The following is a 16,498-nucleotide window of genomic DNA, read 5'->3' as shown; positions in this document are numbered from 1 at the left end:
GTCTTCGACTGCGTCGCGCGCGAGCAGTCCATGGCCCAGGCCACCGACCTGGTCACCAAGGGCGGCACGATCATCGTCGTCGGCGTCGGAGCCGCCGGAACCACCCCCGTCCGCCTCGACCTGGTCCAGGACCGGGAGATCCGCATCGAGGGCACCCTGATGTACACCGGCGAGGACTACCGCACCGCGATGTCCCTGATCACCTCGGGCGCCGTCGACACCGCCGAGATCGTCACCGCCACCTATCCGCTGGAGGACGCCGCCAAGGCTTTCGCCGCATCCGTCGACCCCGAGCAGGTCAAGGTGCTGGTCACGGTGGACGGTCCGTAGGTCCGGGAGCAGGACGGACCCCGGCATCCATCGGCCCGTGTGGGAAACTGCGAGACCGGAACGACCTGGAAGGAGGAGCGCCGTGACCGCCCGAACGCGACTGTCGCAGGCTGCCGTTGAGGAGCGACGGCAGGCTGTGCTGCGGTATGTCGCCGAGCACGGCGAGACCCGCATCGACGACCTCGCCCGGCACTTCGACGTCAGTCTGATGACGATGCACCGGGACCTGGACGACCTCGCCGGGCGCCATCTGCTGCGCAAGGAGCGCGGGCGGGCCGTCGCCTTCCCCGCCCTCACCATGGAGACGGCCACCCGCTTCCGGGAGAACAGCGCCCTCGCGGCCAAGAACGCGCTGTGCACGGCCGTCGCCGACCGGATCAGGCCGGGCAGCACGGTGCTCATGGACGACTCCACCACCCTGTTCCCCCTGGTCCCCGCGCTGGCCGAGCTGGATCAGCTGCACGTCGTCACCAACTCCGTAGGCCTCGCGCAGCACCTCGGGTCGGCGCCCGGCGTGAACGTCACGTTGCTGGGTGGCCACTACCGCGGCGACTTCAACTCCTGCACCGGCCCCACCGTCACCCGCGCCCTGTCCCAGATCCGGGCCGACCTGGCCCTGATGTCCGCCACCGCCGTCCTGGAAGGCCGGCTCTTCCACCCCTTGAACGACTACGTCGAGGTGAAGCTGGCCATGCTCGCCTCTGCCGAACAGTCGCTGCTCCTGGCGGACCACTCGAAGTTCGGCAAGACCGCCACGTATGCCTACGGCACCGTGGCCGACTACCACGCCGTCATCACCGACACCGCCACCCCCGACGCGGAACTCGCGGCCATACGCGACCTCGGAGTCCCCGTCGAGACCGTCGAGACCGTCGAACCCGAAGAGCCCTCCCCGTGATCCACACCCTGTTCGAAACCCCCAGCACCTACCGCCTCACCGCCGCCGAGATGGACGCTCCCGTATCGCGGGTCGAAGCCGTACTGTTCGACTTCAGCAACACGATCTTCCAGATGATCGACCTGGAGACATGGCTGCGCCGGATCGGCGAAGCCACCGGCCGCCTCGCCCCGCTGAACGAGGACGGCGCCGTCGCCGAGATCTCCCGGCAACTGCGCGAGGCATTCCGGCTGCCCACCGTCGCTGCTCTCCAGGAAGGCCGGGACCTCTCCCCCGAACGACACCGCCTCGCCATCCGGGGATGGTGGGAGCACGTCGACTTCCTACGAGGCGTGGAGGAGGAGGCCTACCGGGAACTCACCGCGCCGGACGCCTGGATCCCCTATCCGGACACCGAGCCCACCCTGCGCGCACTGCGCGACCGCGGACTGCGCGTCGGCATCGTGAGCGACTTCGCCTGGGACCTGCGGGTCCACCTCGCCCACCACGGGCTGGACACCCTGATCGACGGATGCGTCATCTCGTACGAGACGGGCCGCGAGAAGCCCGACCCCCACCTGTTCCTCAAGGCGTGCGCGGACCTCGGCGTCGAGCCCCGCGCGACGCTCATGGTCGGCGACAATCCGGTCCGCGACGGCGGTGCCACCGCCTGCGGCCTGCGCGCCTTTGTCCTCCCGGCCGAACAGCGCACCGGCGACCGCGGCCTGGCCGACGTCCTCCGGCTCGTCACCTGACGTGGCGGCGCGGGGCCTGTCCGCCAGGCCGCTCAGGGGAGGAGGCGGTTGCAGATCCCATGCAGGCTTACGCAGCACGAGGTCACTTGAGTGCGCCCATCGACAGGCCGCGGATCAGTTGCTTCTGCGCGACCCAGCCGGCCAGCAGCACCGGCAGGCAGGCCAGCGTGGCGGCGGCGGCGAGCTTCGCCCAGAACAGGCCCTCGCTGGTGATGAAGCCCACCAGGAACACCGGCATCGTCGCGGCCCGCACCGACGTCAGGTTCAGCGCGAAGAAGAACTCGTTCCACGAGAAGATGACGCAGAAGAGCGCGGTGGCCGCGATGCCGGGAGCGGCCATCGGGAGCAGGATCAGGGTGATCTCCTGACGCCGCGTCGCCCCGTCGATGCGCGCGGCCTCCAGGATCTCGCGCGGAACCTCGAGGAAGAACGACCGCAGCATCCAGACGGCGATGGGCAGGTTCATCGCCGTGTAGAGCACGATCAGCGCGCCCACGGTGTCCAGCGCTCCCAGGTCGCGCACCGCCAGGTAGATCGGGATGATCGCCACGACGACCGGCAGCATCCTGGTGGAGATGAAGAAGAACAGCGCGTCGCGCCACCTGCGGACGGACCTGATGGACAGTGCGTAGGCCGCCGGGACGCCCAGCACCAGCACCAGAAGTGTGGAGAGCGCCGTCGCCAGCGCCGAGTTGGCCAGATACGGGCCGATCCCGCTGGCGAACACCGCCCGGAACTGGGCCAGCGTGGGAGAGAAGACGATGTCCGGCGTGGTGGTGTAGGCGTCGACTTCCTGCTTGAAGGCCGTGAGCGCCATCCACAGCACCGGGAAGAAGAACACCAGGGCGGTCAGCCAGGCGCCCATGGTCCAGGAGACCTGGCCGAGCACCCGGCGCACCGGCCGGGACGCAGGGCGAGCAGGGCGAGGCGACGCGGCCGGGTCGGGAGCGGTCGGGGTGCGGGGGGTCATCACTCCCTCCTTCCGGCGGTGGCGAAGACGGTGAACAGCATGCGCAGTGCGACGACGGCGACGAGGATCGTTCCCGCGACGGTGACGACGCCGCTTGCGGACGCCTGACCGATGTCGAAGCCCAGGAACGCCCGTTGATAGAGGTAGAAGGGGAGGTTGGTGGTGGCCGTTCCGGGACCGCCCTGGGTCATCATGAAGATGATGTCGAAGATGTTGACGAGATGGATCGCGCCCAGCAGGACACCCAGTTCGATGTAGGGTCGCAGATGCGGGAGGGTGATCCAGCGGAATGTCTTCCCCGGCCCGGCACCGTCGAGACGCGCGGACTCGAGCAGCTCGTCGGACTGACTCTGCAGCCCCGCCAGCACGATCAGCATCATGAACGGTGTCCACTGCCAGACCAGCACTGTGACGACCGAGGTCAGCGGGAACTGGCTGACGAAGTCGACCGGCCCGATGCCGAACCACCGCAACACGTGGTTGACGACGCCGTAAGCCGGGTCGAGCAGCGTCGTCTTCCACATCAGGCCCGCGACCGTCGGCATGATCAGGAATGGGGCGATCAGCAGGGTGCGGGCGATGCCGCGACCGGGGAACGCGCGGTTCAGCAGAACGGCGATTCCGACCCCCAGCACCATCGAGACCGCGACGGCAAGGGTGGTCATCTTGATTTCGGTGACCAGCGCCTCCTGGAAGGCTTCGTCGGTGAAGACGTTGGCGTAGTTGGCCAGGCCCACCCAGCGCCGGGAGTGCGGCCGGACCAGATTCCAGGACTGGAACGACAAGATCACCGTGAAGGCGAACGGGATCTGGGTTACGGCGATCACGAAGAGCAGTGCCGGTGCCAGCGGCAGCCGTCGCTGCCAGGTCTCACGCCGTGAGGACGCCGGAGGTCGCGCTCCCGGCAGCGGCGGGCCCGTCGGGTGCGGGGTGCGGGTCGTCATCGACGCTTCCCCTCCGTGGTGGCGTGGTTGGTGGGCCGTCAGCCCTGCTGGTAGGACCGGCCGACGGTCTGCGCGTACTGCTGTGACTGCGCGAGCGCAGCGGACACCGACTGTTGCCCGGCGATGGCCGCGGTGATCTGCTGGCTCACCCGGGTGCCGAGGTCCTGGAACTCGGGGATGCCCAGGAACTGGATGCCGGTGTAGGGAACCGGGCGCACCGTGGGGCGCGTGGGGTCGGCGCTTGTGATCGCCTCCAGGGTCGGCCCGGCGAACGCCGCGGCGGCCTTCCGGTACTGCGGGATCTCGTACGTCGAGGCGCGGCTGCCCGGCGGAACACGAGCCCAGCCGAGCTTCTCGCCGACCAGCCTGATGTACGGCTTGGAGGTGGCCCAGGACATGAACTGCCAAGCGGAGTCCTTGTCCGGACTGGTCTTCGGGATACCCAGCGACCAGGAGTACAGCCAGCCGGAAGAGGCCGTCCGCTCCACCGGCGCGGGCGCGTAGCCGATCTTGCCGACCACCTTGCTGTCCGTGGGGTCCTCCAGAGTGCCGGCGCCCACGGTCGCGTCGTACCACATGGCGGCGTTGCCCTGTGCCATGGTCGTGGCGCACTCGGTGTATCCGGCGCCGGCGGCGCCCGGCTCGCCGACGCGGCGGACGAGGTCGACGTAGAACGAGACCGCTTTCTCCACCGTCGGTGAGGTGAGCTGGGCGTTCCACTTCGGGTCGTACCACCGGCCGCCGAAGGTGTTGATCACGGTGTTCAGCGGTGCGAGGTTCTGACCCCAGCCGGGAAGGCCACGCAGGCAGATACCGGCGACGTGGTGCTCCGGATCGTGGAGGGTGCGGGCCAGCTCGGCGACCTGGCTCCAGGTGGGGTGCGCCGGCATCCGCAGGTCATGGGCGGCGAACAGGTCCTTGCGGTACATCAGGAAGGACGACTCGCCGTAGAAGGGCACCGAGTAGAGGTCACCGCGGTGGGAGAGGGCCGTCCGGACCGGGCCGATGAGGTCGCCCGGGTCGTAGTCCGCCGTGCGGTTCACATAGGGCTGCAAGTCGACCAGCCAGCCGTTCTTCGCCCACATCGGCGTCTCGTAATTGCTGATCATCACCACGTCGAACTCGTCACTGCCGGTGGCGACGGACTCGGTGATCTTCTGCCGCGCCTGGTTCTCCGGCAGCGTGACGTAGGTGACGTCGATGTCCGGATGTGTGCGCTCGAAGTACGGGGTGAGCTTCTTCAAGTCCTGCATCTGCGGGTTGGCGACGATCGCGACGGTGATCGTGGTTTCTGCCGAGGAGGCCCCGCCGATGCCCCTGGCGCCCGCGCAGGCGGTCGCCAGCAGCAGTCCCGCGGTGATCGACGCGGCCGCCGCCACGGTAGGTCTCCTGACGTGTCGGATACGCATTCCCTCGTCTCTCCTGAGTGTGCTGCCGTCGGCCCGCATCGGGACGGATGGACATGAAGGGCGCACACCCATGACGGGAGCCTGAGGCCGCGGGGCCGGGCAGCGCCGGAGCGGTTTGCGTCGCTAGAGGGCAATCTTCGCAGAAGAGACTAAACATGCCATCAGTCGATGGATTCTCTTCATGACGCGGGGACGAGATCGCAGAACTGGTGCGGAGGAAAGCGCCCGGCATTCGGCGTCCCGCCGCCCCGGGGCCCGGCCGCCGAGACGATGCGTTGGTCAGACCGGGGCGTCGGCGGGGCTGATGACCTCCACCGGCACCCCGAGCCGACGGATGGCCGCGAGTTCGCTTGCCGGTGTCGCGTCGTCGGTGAGGACCGCTTGGTAGGAGCTGATGTCGCCGAAGGCGCATGTGGCGGTTTTGCCGAATTTCGAATGGTCGGCCAGCAGGAGCGCACGCTCGGAGCAGGCGACCATTGTTTCCTTGATATCCGCGAACTCGCGCATCGGATGGAAGAGTCGCCCCTCCAGGACGGCGGTGGTGGACATCAGGGCCAGGTCGGCGTGGATCCTGGACAGGGCACGGGTGACCTCGGGGCCGACGCAGGAATTGAATTCGCCGCGGTAGCGGCCGCCCAACAAGGTGACCTCCACGCCCTCGGCCTCTGCGAAGAGCTGGGCGAGTCTGACGGAGTTGGTCATGACCGTGATCTGCTCGATCTCCGTCATGAACGCGGCCAGCGGGTACAAGGTGGTCGAGTCGTCCATCACCACGGTCGCGCCCGGGTGGATTCGCGAGGCGGCCGCGGCGCAGATGGCCCTCTTGGCCGGGACGTTCAACGGTTCGCGGAACCGGGTGGCGGTCTCCATGGTCAGGGTGGGGAAGGCGGCGGCGCGGCCCCGCTTCTTGCGGAGGAGGTGGCGGTCGGCCAGGTCGTCCAGGTCGCGGTGCATCGTCATCAGGCTGACGTCGAAGCGGTCCGCCAGGTCGTCGATGCGGGTCTCGCCGTGATCGGCCACATAGCGCAGGATGGCCTGGCGCCGCCGTTCGACGGCGGCCTGCGATGACCGCGCCTTGGCCGGCACATGACCTCCCTTGATGGTGCGTTCCGGCGTTGCTGGTGGCAGCCTCCTCTGTCCGGAAGTCTCCCACACGGCCCCGCCACGGGGCGTGACGGACGGGGCTGATCGGCCGGTCCGGCCGGTGGGTGAGCGGGCCGGGCCCCGAACGCCGAGCGCACCGGCCGGGGACGTGGGACGATCGTCCCGGAGGGCCATGATCACCCGGGCGAAGGCGTGCCGGGGTGGGTCGGGGCCCTGGCACGGCTGCAGCCGGGGGCGACCAACTCGGCCCCGCGGGTAACCAGATGATGGCTGCAGAGAAGGAACACGGCATGTCGCAGTCGTTCCGGCGAGGCAACCGAATTCGACGCGCGAGGAGACTGCCGCGTCCTGATCGTCGGTGATCGCTGCATCCCTGCCGCGTACGTCGACGCCCTGACAGAGGTCTGGGGTCCGCAGTACGGGCCGGTCCGCAGGCTGGACTGGTCCGGGACCAAAGCCGAACAGCACGCGGCGCAGCAGACCATGGAGCTTCACGGGCCGGAGGCGGTGCCGGTGCCCGACGAGATCGTGGATTCGGTGGGTGAGGCCGAGGTGCTGGCCGTGCACTTCGCCCCGGTTCCTTCCGCGGTGCTGCAGGCTGCCCCGGAGCTGCGGGCCGTCTGCGTGGCACGCGCCGGACTGGAGAACGTCGATGTCGCTGCCGCAACCGCCCGGGGCGTGGCCGTCGTGCCGGCGTTCGGCCGCAATGCCACAGCCGTCGCCGAGCTCGCTCTGGGGCTGATGCTCGCGGAAGCACGCGACATCGCCCGCCCGGTCACCGATCCTCGCTGGCAGGTCCGCAGCTTCGTCCGCCCCGGGCAATGGATGATCATGTCCACCTCACCCGTGTCGGTGGTGAATCTCGAGTGGTTTCTGTGGGTCGTGGGCGTGCCCGCAGAACCCGGGGAGGGCGTGTACGACGCGATCGCCCGGGAGGTCGGAGCACACCTGGGCGGACGATCGGAGGTGCTGTCCCACCGTTCGTCCACGGTTTCCCCCCACCAGCGGCCCGCCTCCGGGACATTCCTCGGCATGCGCGGCCGGCACGGCCGCGGCCACCTGTTGAGGGCCCTGCCGGAAGGCGTCGTACTCAACCACCGCCGGCACGTCGATGCCCTCTGCTCGACGCGGGCCGGTCTGGACCCGTCTGGCGCAGAGTGAGTGACGCCGGCAGGCCACTCGTCGGCGGCTCAGTGTTATGGGATCTAGCAAGATCTTTTAAGGTATTAACTGAGATTTTTGGGGAATAACTATTGTAAATTGGTTTGCGGAGGCGTAGACAGGAGATGCAACGGCGTTGTACCGCACTCCCCGCCTCCTGCATGGCGCGGCCTGGTCACAAGGCCACACGCCGGGGTCGGTGAGTCCCGCTCAAAGCTGAAAGTGGCTCGACCATGTCCCTCACCCTCAGTACCGCGCCCCTTCCCGGCCCCCGGCCCGCCGCGCCGTGGACCGACGCCGCACCCAGCGATGCGCTGAGGCCCCTCGTCCCATACCGCTCACCCGATGCCCAGCTCACCCTGCCGGCGCATGAGGCACTGGTCGGCTGCTTCCGTGACGTGGCTTCCGGTCTGCTCACCTGCTGGTGCCTGTCCGATGAGGCACGGGACGCAGCCGTCCTGATCGTGGGAGAACTCGCCGCCAACGCGGCCAGGCACGGTCGGAGCGAGATGTCGCTGTGTCTGATCCTCGATCCGAACACGCTGTATATCGTGGTGATCGATCACGGAGATCCCGCTCCCCCGCGTGAGTCGACTGCAGACGACGATCCGGACGAGCACGGTCGCGGCCTCGACATCGTTCGGGCACTCTCCGCTCTCGACATGCACCAAGACGACCGCGGGACCTGGGTCCTGGCCAGCCTGCCCGTCGCGGCCGCCCAGACGCGAGCCGCCTGATCAGGCAGCCCTGGCGGGTCCCTTCCCCACCAGTTCCAAGGAGTGGTACAGGTGCGCCTACTCGTCATCGGTGACAACTTCATCCCCGCCGAGGTCTACGTCCGGGTGTTGGCCGCCTCGCCCGTCGCCGACGCCGTCTCGGTGCGCAGCGTGGACTGGGCCGGGGACAAGGCGGCCCAACACAAGGCCCAGCAGCGGATGGAGTGGAACGGCCCGGATGCGGTACCTGCGCCGACCGAGATCGTCCAGGCGGTGGGCGACGCGGAAGTCCTCGCCGCGCACTTCGCCCCGGTGCCCTCGGCGGTCCTCCAGGCCGGCCGGGACCTCAAGGCTGTTGTCCTGGCCCGGTCCGGTACCGAGAACGTGGACGTCGACGCCGCGTCCAGGCTGGGCATCGCCGTCGTGCGGGTCAGCGGCCGTAACGCCTCCGCCGTCGCCGAACTCGCCCTGGGACTGATGCTGAACGAGTGCCGCAGCATCGCCAGGGCCGACCGGTCCATCAAGAACGGCGACTGGCGCAAGTCGTTTCCCCGGCAGGGCACCGAGGTGGGCGGATCGACGGTCGGATTCGTCGGCTTCGGGCACGTCGGCCACGAGCTGGCCTGGCGGCTCCACGGCTTCGGATGCCGCCTCCTGGTCGCCGACCCCTACGCCGACGAGGAAGCACTCCACCGCCATCACGCCGAACGGACCGATCTGGACACGGTTTTCCGCGAGTCCGACTTCGTCCAGGTCACCGCCCGGCTCACGGCTGAAACCGAGCGCTTTATTAATGCCCGCCACTTCTCGCTGATGAAGCCGTCGGCGTACTTCGTCAACACCTCCCGCTCCCGCCTGGTGAACACCGAGGACCTGTACGACGCGCTCGCGGCGGGCCGCATCGCCGGGGCGGCTCTCGACGTGTACGACCAGGAGCCCCTTCCGGCCGACAGCCCCTGGCGGACCCTGGACAATGTCACCCTCACCCCCCACTACGGCGGCGACACGCTCACCACCAACGCCACTTCGGCCCGTCTGGTCGCCGAGGCCGTGGCGGAACTGCACGCATCCGGTCGCTGCCGCGGCGCCGTCAACGCCCACGCCTTGGGGTGGACGTGAGTGATTTCCTCCTCGGCGTCGACGCCGGGCATTCGGTTACCAAAGCGGTGCTCTTCGATGCCGCCGACCGCCAGGTCGCCTGCGCTGCGCGCTCGGCCGAGACCTCCAGTCCCCGGCCGCGCTGGGTGGAGCGGGACATGCACCGGCTGTGGCGCCAGACGGCCGACGCCATCAGGGACTGTCTGGTCCGGGCGGATGTGCCGACGGGCGACATTGCCGCAGTCGGGATCTGCGGACACGGCGACGGGCTGTACCCGGTCGACCAGGACCTTGTACCCGTGCGGCCCGCTGTCACTGCCCTGGACACCCGCGCCCACAGCATCGTTTCCCGCTGGAGGGCGTCACCGCTGTGGCAGCAGTCCCTGGAGAGTACCGGCCAGGTTCCCTTCGCGGCATCGCCCTCCGCTCTGCTGACCTGGTTCGGCGAGCAGGAGCCCGCCGTGCTGGAACGCTCCCGATGGCTGCTGTTCTGCAAGGACTGGCTGACCGCGTGCCTGACCGGCCAGGCCACCACCGACCCCACCGACGCCAGCGCGTCTTTCACCGACGTGCGCACCCAGCGGTATTCCGACGAGGTCCTGGACCTGTTCAGGCTGTCGGGATGCCGCGAGAAGCTGCCGCCCATCGCGGCCAGCGGCAGCATTGCCGGATACGTCTCACCGCAGGCCACCGGCCTGACCGGCCTGCCATCCGGCACCCCCGTCTGCGCGGGCGCCCACGACGTGCACGCCTGCGCCGTCGGGATGGGAGCCATCGCCGACGGAGCACTGTCGCTCATCGCCGGCACCTTCAGCATCAATCAGATCGTCAGCACGAGCATCCACGCCGATCCGCGGTGGCAGGTCCGCGCCCATCTGCGGCCGGGCCGCACGATGAACATGTCCACCTCTCCGGCGTCGGCGACCAACCTGGAGTGGTTCATCCGGCAGATCGCCCGTGACATGGACTTCCAGCAGGCCACCGCAGAGGCCGCCACCGTCATGGACGGCCCCTCGCAGGTCCTCTTCCTGCCGTTCCTGTTCGGATCGCCCCACGGGGATCAGCACAGCGGTGCGTTCGTGGGCGTGCGGGGCTGGCACACCCGGGCCCACCTATTGCGCGCCGTCTTCGAAGGAATGACGCTCAACCACCGCACCCACCTCGACGCGCTCGGCGAAGGGTTCAGCCTTCCCCCCACCGCCCGCCTCGGAGGCGGGGGTGCCCGCAGCCCGGTGTGGTCACAGATGTGCGCAGACGCGCTGCGGACCACGATCGAGATCACCGAAGCCGCCGAGTGCGGTGCCCGAGGAGCGGCGCTGCTCGCCGGACTGACGGTCGGCCTGTACCCCGACATCACCTCGACCGCCGCAACGGTGCGTGTCATCCGCACGCACCAGCCCGATCCGCAGCGGGCAGCAGCCCTCGACGCGCTGTACGCGCTGTATCAGGACGCGCTGGAGCCGCTGGCCGGTCTCTCCTCACGGCTCTGCCCTTGAGGTTCGCCCGTGCGATCCGGGGGTGAGGCGGTCAGGTACGGGGCAGAAACACGCGCCCCATAGGGCTGCGACATGGCGCCGCGCCTCTGAGCAGGCCGCAGACAGGAGCTGTAAGTGAAACCAAAACATGGGCCGCGAATTGCTCGCCAAGGCCCGCCTCCACCCGATCGAGTCGGAAACCCGCGAGACCAGCCTGCCCACCGAACTCACCGCATAGCCTCAAAACGAGATCACCGAGTGGCCGTCGACACACCACTCCAGCGGACGTGACCTCCGGTAGTCCCCGGGCCCTGGGCCGCATCCGTTGGCCTCCCATCAGTCGACATCGAGGCTGATCAGCTGTGCCATTGGTACAGCCGACGGCACGACAGTTGAGCCGGCGGGCCCAGGGGTGGTTATCTTTGTCCTATCCATGTACTTGCGGCGCCGCGTAGCGCCGGACGGCGACGAGGCCGGATCCGGACCGCGGTGCCTTCGTCGTGTCTGCTTGCCGTCCACCACCCCGGACTGCCGCGGGTGCGGCGCGTACCACTGCAAGGGGGGCGGCCGACCGCCGTGAAGAGGATGTTCGTTGCTCCGGACCCGGGGCGCCTGCGACTGCGGAACTCGACCCGTGCCGTCATCGGTGTAGCCGTAGCCGTCGCCGTATCCGAGCTGTGCGGGCTCTCGCTCACCGCGTCGATCACCGGGGGGCTCGCGGCACTGCTCGCCCTCTTCACCGTCACCGACGCGACCGTCCGTGACCAGCGGATCACCACGGCCCTGCTGCCCAGCGCCGGATTCCCGCTGCTGGCGCTCGCCACCACCTTGCACGGCATCACCCTGGCCCGCGACGCCGCGTTCCTGGCCGTCGTCTTCTGCGGGGTCTACGCTCGCCGATGGGGCCCGCGCGGCCACGCGCTCGGGATCTTCGCGTTCATGAACTTCTTCATCACGCAGTTCCTGCACGCCGTCCCCGCCCAGCTGCCCGAGCTGTACGCCGCCGTGGGCCTGGCCCTCCTCGCGGCCGGAGCCGTGCGCTTCGTGCTCTGGCCCATCGAGCGCCGTACCCTGCCCACCGCAGCCCCGCCGGCCCTGCCCGGCACCGGCCTGGCGCGGCCCACCACCCGGCAAGCCTTCCAGGCCACTGCTGCCTGCGCGCTCGCGCTTTCCGTCGGGCAGGTGCTCTCCGAAGACCGCTGGTACTGGGCCGTCGGCACCGCCTGGTGGATTTTCGTCAACACGGCCTCCCGCGGCGAGACCCTGGTCCGCGGTTTCCGCCGTGTCCTCGGCACGTTGATCGGTATAGCCGTCGGTCTGCTGGTCGCCATCCCACTGAACGGCGCGCCCGCGCCGACGGCCGGACTGGTCGCCGTCTGTGTCTTCGGGATCTTCTACACCGCCGCCGTCTCGTATTCCTGGATGATGCTGGCGGTGACGGTCATGGCCGGCCTGCTCTACGGTCTGCTGGGCGTGCTGGACCCCAGCCTGCTCGTGCTCCGTCTCGCAGAGACAGGTGTGGGCGCGGTGTGTGCCGCGCTGGCCGTGGTTCTCGTGCTGCCGGTCACCACGCACGCCACGAACGATGCCTGGATCCAGCGGGCACTGCACTGCGTGCACGCCGCCACGGCCGAGGCGGCGGCTCGCCTCGCAGGCGACCCCGAGGCCGACCCGGCCCCGCACGCCGCCGAGTTGGAGCTGCTGCTCGGCCGGGTACGGATGTCAGTCGCCCCGCTGGTGCACCCATTGAGCCCGTTCCGTGCTCGGAAGGCGCGCGCCCGTCACGTCATCGAACTGCTCGACGACTGTGCCTGCGAGGTGCGGGGTCTGGTCTCCGTTGCCGCCGATCCGACCGCGTCGCATGACGCCCGTCTGGCCGCTGCCTGCTGGCGGGTCGAGGCCGCCGTGGAGGCCCTCACCGTCGGCGAGATGCGGAGCAGTCGGGTGACGACCGCCACCCGCGAGACGCCCCATCAGTCGGAAACCGAGTCAGCCCTCGTCCATCTGCACGGCCTGGAGAAGGCCCTGTCGGCACTGGCGATGCCGCTTGGGACCTCTCCGCGCTCCCCATTGGTCGGTTCCTGAACCGCGGGGAAAGGGTGCCCACTCGACTCAGGTGCGACGCTCTCCGACGGGCAGGCGCTCAAAGTCGCTCGTGTACGGACTGCTCGGCGTCCTCCACCCTGGGCTGCTGCTGCTGCTGCTGCTGCTCCGCTTCGAGGAGACGGCGGTGGGGGCCCTCGGTGCCGTGCTCGGGGTCGCGCTCGTCCTCCCCGTCACCACCCACGCCGCGACCAACGCCTGGATCCGCCGCGCCGTGCGCTGCGTGCGCGAGTGCACCACGGTCGCGATGCGCCGGCTGGCCGGGGACGCCGGCGCCGACCCGGCGCCGCACGCCGCCGAGCTGGAACTGCTCCTCGCCCGGGTACGGATGTCGCTCGCGCCGCTCGTACACCCGCTGAGCCCGCTGCGCGCCCGCAAGGCACGTGCCCGGCAGGTGCTCGTGCTGCTCGACGACTGCGCCCGCGAGGTGCGCGGACTGGCCGCCGTCGCCGCTGACCCGTACGCCTCGCACGACGCGCGCCTCGCCGCCGCCTGCTGGCGCGTCGAGGCCGCGGTGCACGCGCTGGAGTCCGCCGGACGCCGAACCGGCCCGGGCGCGCTCGGACGCCGCCGTGCCGGCTCCGCGGCACCATCCGGGCGCCGAGGCCGCGCTCACGCATCTGCACGGCCTTGAGAGGGCGCTCTCGGACCTCGCCACACCGCTGCGGACTTCTCCGCGTGCCCCGCTCGTCTCCGCCTGAGGACGCTCGTCGGCACGTACGAGCCCGCTTGTACGGCAATCCGGGCCCGCTCGTACGGCAATCCGGGTCGGCTCGTACAGCAACCCGTGCCCGCTCGTACAGCAACCCGGCGAGGCCCCCGCATGCGGCTGACCGCAGCGTGACGGATGTGGCACGGTGGGTCGTGTCACGGTCAACCAGGCACGTGCACTTGGCACTTACAGGGTGGACCAGTCCCCGTTCGGGGTAGTCCGCTCGGCATCCACCGTCCCCTTCACCACCCGGGGTGCGCATCATGCGGAAGTACCGTCGAAGAGCCGCCGCACAAAAGAACCGTCCGTCACGTGCCGAGCCTGCCGGCGATCAGCAGGCCCGGGCGGAGCTGCCCGATCCGCCCGCGCGATGCCCGGTGGGCCACCAGGAGCCGCCGGGTCACCCCCCGCTCCGCTCCGCGCCGGGCGACACGGCCCGACTGCGGCTGGAGGCCGAGGAGTTCCTGCGGCTGTACCACCAGGAGGGGGCCGGGGCGGGCGATCCGGGCCCCCGGATAGCCGCCGTGCACGCCGAGATCGACGCGACGGGCACCTACCGGCACACCGCCGCCGAACTCGCCCACGGGGCACGCGTCGCCTGGCGCAACAGCAACCGCTGCATCGGCAGGCTCTACTGGCGCTCGCTGCGCGTCCGGGACCGCCGCGACGTCCGCGACGCCGACACCATCGCCGTCGAGGCCGCCGCCCATCTGCGCGAAGCGACCAACGGCGGTCGGATCAGACCCGTCATCACGGTCTTCGCGCCCGACGCACCGGACCGCCCCGGCCCCCGCATCTGGAACGAACAACTGGTGCGGTACGCGGGTTACGCCGACGGGCGCGGCGGACGCACCGGCGATCCACGCAACACCGGACTCACGTCGTACGCCGCGCGCCTGGGGTGGCCCGGGGGCCCGGGCACGCACTTCGACCTGTTGCCGCTGGTGATCCAGGGCAGCGACGACAAACCCCGCTGGTTCACGCTGCCGGACGACGCCGTGCTCGAAGTCGCCGTGAACCACCCCGAGGACGACTGGAACGCCGCCCTCGGCCTGCGCTGGCACGCCGTACCCGCCATCGCCAACATGTGCCTGGAGATAGGCGGGATCTGCTATCCGGCGGCCCCCTTCAACGGCTGGTACATGGGCACCGAGATCGGCGCCCGCAATCTCGCCGACACCGACCGCTACGACCTGCTGCCGGTCGTCGCCGAACGGCTCGGCCTCGACACCTCCACCGACCGCACCCTCTGGAAGGACCGGGCGCTCGTCGAACTCAACCGGGCCGTCCTGCACTCCTTCGACCGCGCCGGAGTGACCGTCACCGACCACCACACCGAGTCGCGCCGCTTCCTCGCCCATCTCGACCAGGAGGAGAGCAAGGGACGCCGGGTGGGTGCCGACTGGTCCTGGATCGTGCCGCCGATCTCCGGCTCCGCCACACCGGTCTTCCACCGTACGTACGACACCGCGGAGTTGAAGCCGGCCTTTGTGCACCATCCGGAGGCGCTGGCACGGGCCCGTGGCGAGGACTCGGGGTTGGTCTAGACCGCACCTGCTACCGTCGGCCGGGCAGCGAACAGGTCGACGGCGGAGGAGGAGCGCAGTGGGCGGCACGAGCGCCGGACGGGCATTCATCGGATCGTTCACGTCGGCGGGCGGGCGCGGGATCATCACGGCCGCCGTGGACGGTGACACCGGGGCCCTGACGGAGACCGCCGCGACGGACGCCGTCGCCGATCCGTCGTATCTCGCGCTCGGCGTCGCGGAGAGCGGGCCGGTCCTCTACGCGGTCTCCGAGACCGCGGAGGGGGCCGTCGCGGCCTTCGACATCGCGGGCGAGGGGCCGCCCCGGCTCATCGGCGCGCCCGTGCCGGTGCGCGGGGCGGGCCCCACCCATCTCGCCCTCGCCGCAGGCCATCTGCTCACCGCCAACTACACCTCGGGCAGCGTCAGCGCGCTCCCTGTCAGCCCCGGCGGAGCGCCGGGGGCCGCCACCCGTGTCCTGCGGCACGAGGGCCGGGGCCCGCACCCGGAGCGGCAGCGCGGCCCCCACGCCCACCAGGTGCTCCCCGACCCCACCGGACGCTGGATCCTCAGCGTCGACCTCGGCACCGACTCGGTGCGCGTCTGTGAACTCGACCCCGGCACAAGGGAGCTGACCCTGCGTGGTGAGACCGCGCTGCGGCCCGGCACAGGACCGCGCCATCTCGCCTTCCACCCCGCCGGAGGCCATGCGTATGTCCTGGGCGAACTGGAGCCGACACTGACCGTCTGCCGCTGGGACCCGGACACGGGCACGCTCGAGCCGCTCGGCGAGACCGCGGTGCTGCCCGGCGGGTTCGAGGACCCGAGCTTCGCCTCGGCGGTGGCGGTGGCCCACGACGGCCGGTTCCTGTGGGTCGCCAACCGAGGTCATGACTCCCTCGCGGTGCTCGCGCTCGACGCGAGCGGTGCGAGCGCCGGGCTGGTCACCACCGTGCCATGCGGCGGCCACTGGCCACGCGACCTCGCCCTCGACCCCACGGGAACCCGTCTGTACGCCGCGAACGAGCGCTCCGGGGACGTCACCTGGTTCGACATCGACGAGAAGACCGGGGTGCCGCGCAGGGCGGGCTCGATCGAGGCCCCGGCGGCGTCCTGCGTCGTCTTCGACTGATCGCGCACGCCTCGTCGCGCACGCCTCGTCGCGCGCGGCGCCCACGAGCTCGGAACGCACGAGCTCGGAACGCACGAGCTCGGAACGCACGAGCTCGGAACGTACGAGCTCGGAACGCACGAGCTCGGAACGCACGAGCTCGGAACGTACGAGCTCGGAACGCACGAGCTCGGAACGCACGAGCTC

General features: G+C 70.1%; 14 protein-coding genes and 1 pseudogene. 11 read left to right on the top strand and 4 right to left on the bottom strand.

The genetic code is table 11. The annotated features are described in order from the left end of the window. From ACWGI8_RS22560 to ACWGI8_RS22550, 3 genes are all read left to right on the top strand, one after another. A partial coding sequence (locus ACWGI8_RS22560; RefSeq protein WP_453663372.1) for a zinc-binding dehydrogenase occupies positions 1-330 on the top strand: 330 nt, incomplete at its 5' end. Between the two features lie 82 nt (positions 331-412). Then, complete coding sequence (locus ACWGI8_RS22555; RefSeq protein WP_453663371.1) at positions 413-1,228, top strand: DeoR/GlpR family DNA-binding transcription regulator; 816 nt, start codon at positions 413-415, stop codon at positions 1,226-1,228. Further along, the gene (locus ACWGI8_RS22550; RefSeq protein WP_453663370.1) at positions 1,225-1,962 is read left to right on the top strand and encodes an HAD family hydrolase; all 738 of its coding nucleotides are present in this window, start codon (positions 1,225-1,227) and stop codon (positions 1,960-1,962) included. The genes ACWGI8_RS22555 and ACWGI8_RS22550 overlap by 4 nt, the downstream gene beginning before the upstream one ends. A gap of 82 nt (positions 1,963-2,044) precedes the next feature. Here ACWGI8_RS22550 and ACWGI8_RS22545 read toward each other — a convergent pair whose 3' ends face one another. The 4 genes from ACWGI8_RS22545 to ACWGI8_RS22530 form a co-directional block, all read right to left on the bottom strand. Continuing rightward, positions 2,045-2,932, bottom strand: a complete 888-nt coding sequence (locus tag ACWGI8_RS22545) for a carbohydrate ABC transporter permease (RefSeq protein ID WP_453663369.1) — start codon at positions 2,930-2,932, stop codon at positions 2,045-2,047. Beyond that, on the bottom strand, positions 2,932-3,876 hold the full coding sequence (locus tag ACWGI8_RS22540; RefSeq protein WP_453663367.1) for a carbohydrate ABC transporter permease: 945 nt from the start codon (positions 3,874-3,876) through the stop codon (positions 2,932-2,934). The genes ACWGI8_RS22545 and ACWGI8_RS22540 overlap by 1 nt, the downstream gene beginning before the upstream one ends. 38 nt (positions 3,877-3,914) lie before the next feature. Then, positions 3,915-5,285 carry an ABC transporter substrate-binding protein gene (locus ACWGI8_RS22535; RefSeq protein ID WP_453663365.1) on the bottom strand — a complete coding sequence of 457 codons (1,371 nt, stop codon included), beginning with the start codon at positions 5,283-5,285 and terminating at the stop codon, positions 3,915-3,917. A gap of 279 nt (positions 5,286-5,564) precedes the next feature. After that, entirely contained in the window at positions 5,565-6,371 is an 807-nt protein-coding gene (locus ACWGI8_RS22530) for a DeoR/GlpR family DNA-binding transcription regulator (RefSeq protein WP_453663363.1), read from the bottom strand. A gap of 501 nt (positions 6,372-6,872) precedes the next feature. Here ACWGI8_RS22530 and ACWGI8_RS22525 point away from each other — a divergent pair. From ACWGI8_RS22525 to ACWGI8_RS22490, 8 genes and pseudogenes are all read left to right on the top strand, one after another. Further along, on the top strand, positions 6,873-7,550 hold the full coding sequence (locus tag ACWGI8_RS22525; protein ID WP_453663361.1) for a hypothetical protein: 678 nt from the start codon (positions 6,873-6,875) through the stop codon (positions 7,548-7,550). Between the two features lie 233 nt (positions 7,551-7,783). Further along, on the top strand, positions 7,784-8,287 hold the full coding sequence (locus ACWGI8_RS22520; protein WP_453663360.1) for an ATP-binding protein: 504 nt from the start codon (positions 7,784-7,786) through the stop codon (positions 8,285-8,287). Between the two features lie 51 nt (positions 8,288-8,338). Continuing rightward, positions 8,339-9,385, top strand: coding sequence for a 2-hydroxyacid dehydrogenase (locus ACWGI8_RS22515; protein WP_453663359.1), 1,047 nt, complete (start codon positions 8,339-8,341; stop codon positions 9,383-9,385). Further along, positions 9,382-10,860, top strand: a complete 1,479-nt coding sequence (locus ACWGI8_RS22510; protein ID WP_453663358.1) for an FGGY-family carbohydrate kinase — start codon at positions 9,382-9,384, stop codon at positions 10,858-10,860. Before ACWGI8_RS22515 ends, ACWGI8_RS22510 begins: the two co-directional genes overlap by 4 nt. A 564-nt stretch (positions 10,861-11,424) precedes the next feature. Continuing rightward, positions 11,425-12,924 carry an FUSC family protein gene (locus ACWGI8_RS22505; protein ID WP_453663374.1) on the top strand — a complete coding sequence of 500 codons (1,500 nt, stop codon included), beginning with the start codon at positions 11,425-11,427 and terminating at the stop codon, positions 12,922-12,924. 67 nt (positions 12,925-12,991) lie between these two features. Then, positions 12,992-13,643: pseudogene (locus ACWGI8_RS22500) on the top strand (FUSC family protein); the annotation flags it as partial. 274 nt (positions 13,644-13,917) lie between these two features. Next, positions 13,918-15,201, top strand: coding sequence for a nitric oxide synthase oxygenase (locus tag ACWGI8_RS22495; RefSeq protein ID WP_453663356.1), 1,284 nt, complete (start codon positions 13,918-13,920; stop codon positions 15,199-15,201). 58 nt (positions 15,202-15,259) lie between these two features. Further along, on the top strand, positions 15,260-16,312 hold the full coding sequence (locus tag ACWGI8_RS22490; protein ID WP_453663354.1) for a lactonase family protein: 1,053 nt from the start codon (positions 15,260-15,262) through the stop codon (positions 16,310-16,312). Positions 16,313-16,498: the final 186 nt, after the last annotated feature.

It is taken from the genome of Streptomyces sp. NPDC054841, from assembly GCF_053611045.1.
The sequence above is the reverse complement of the archived record's forward strand: the minus strand, read 5'-3'. Positions and strand labels throughout refer to the sequence as shown.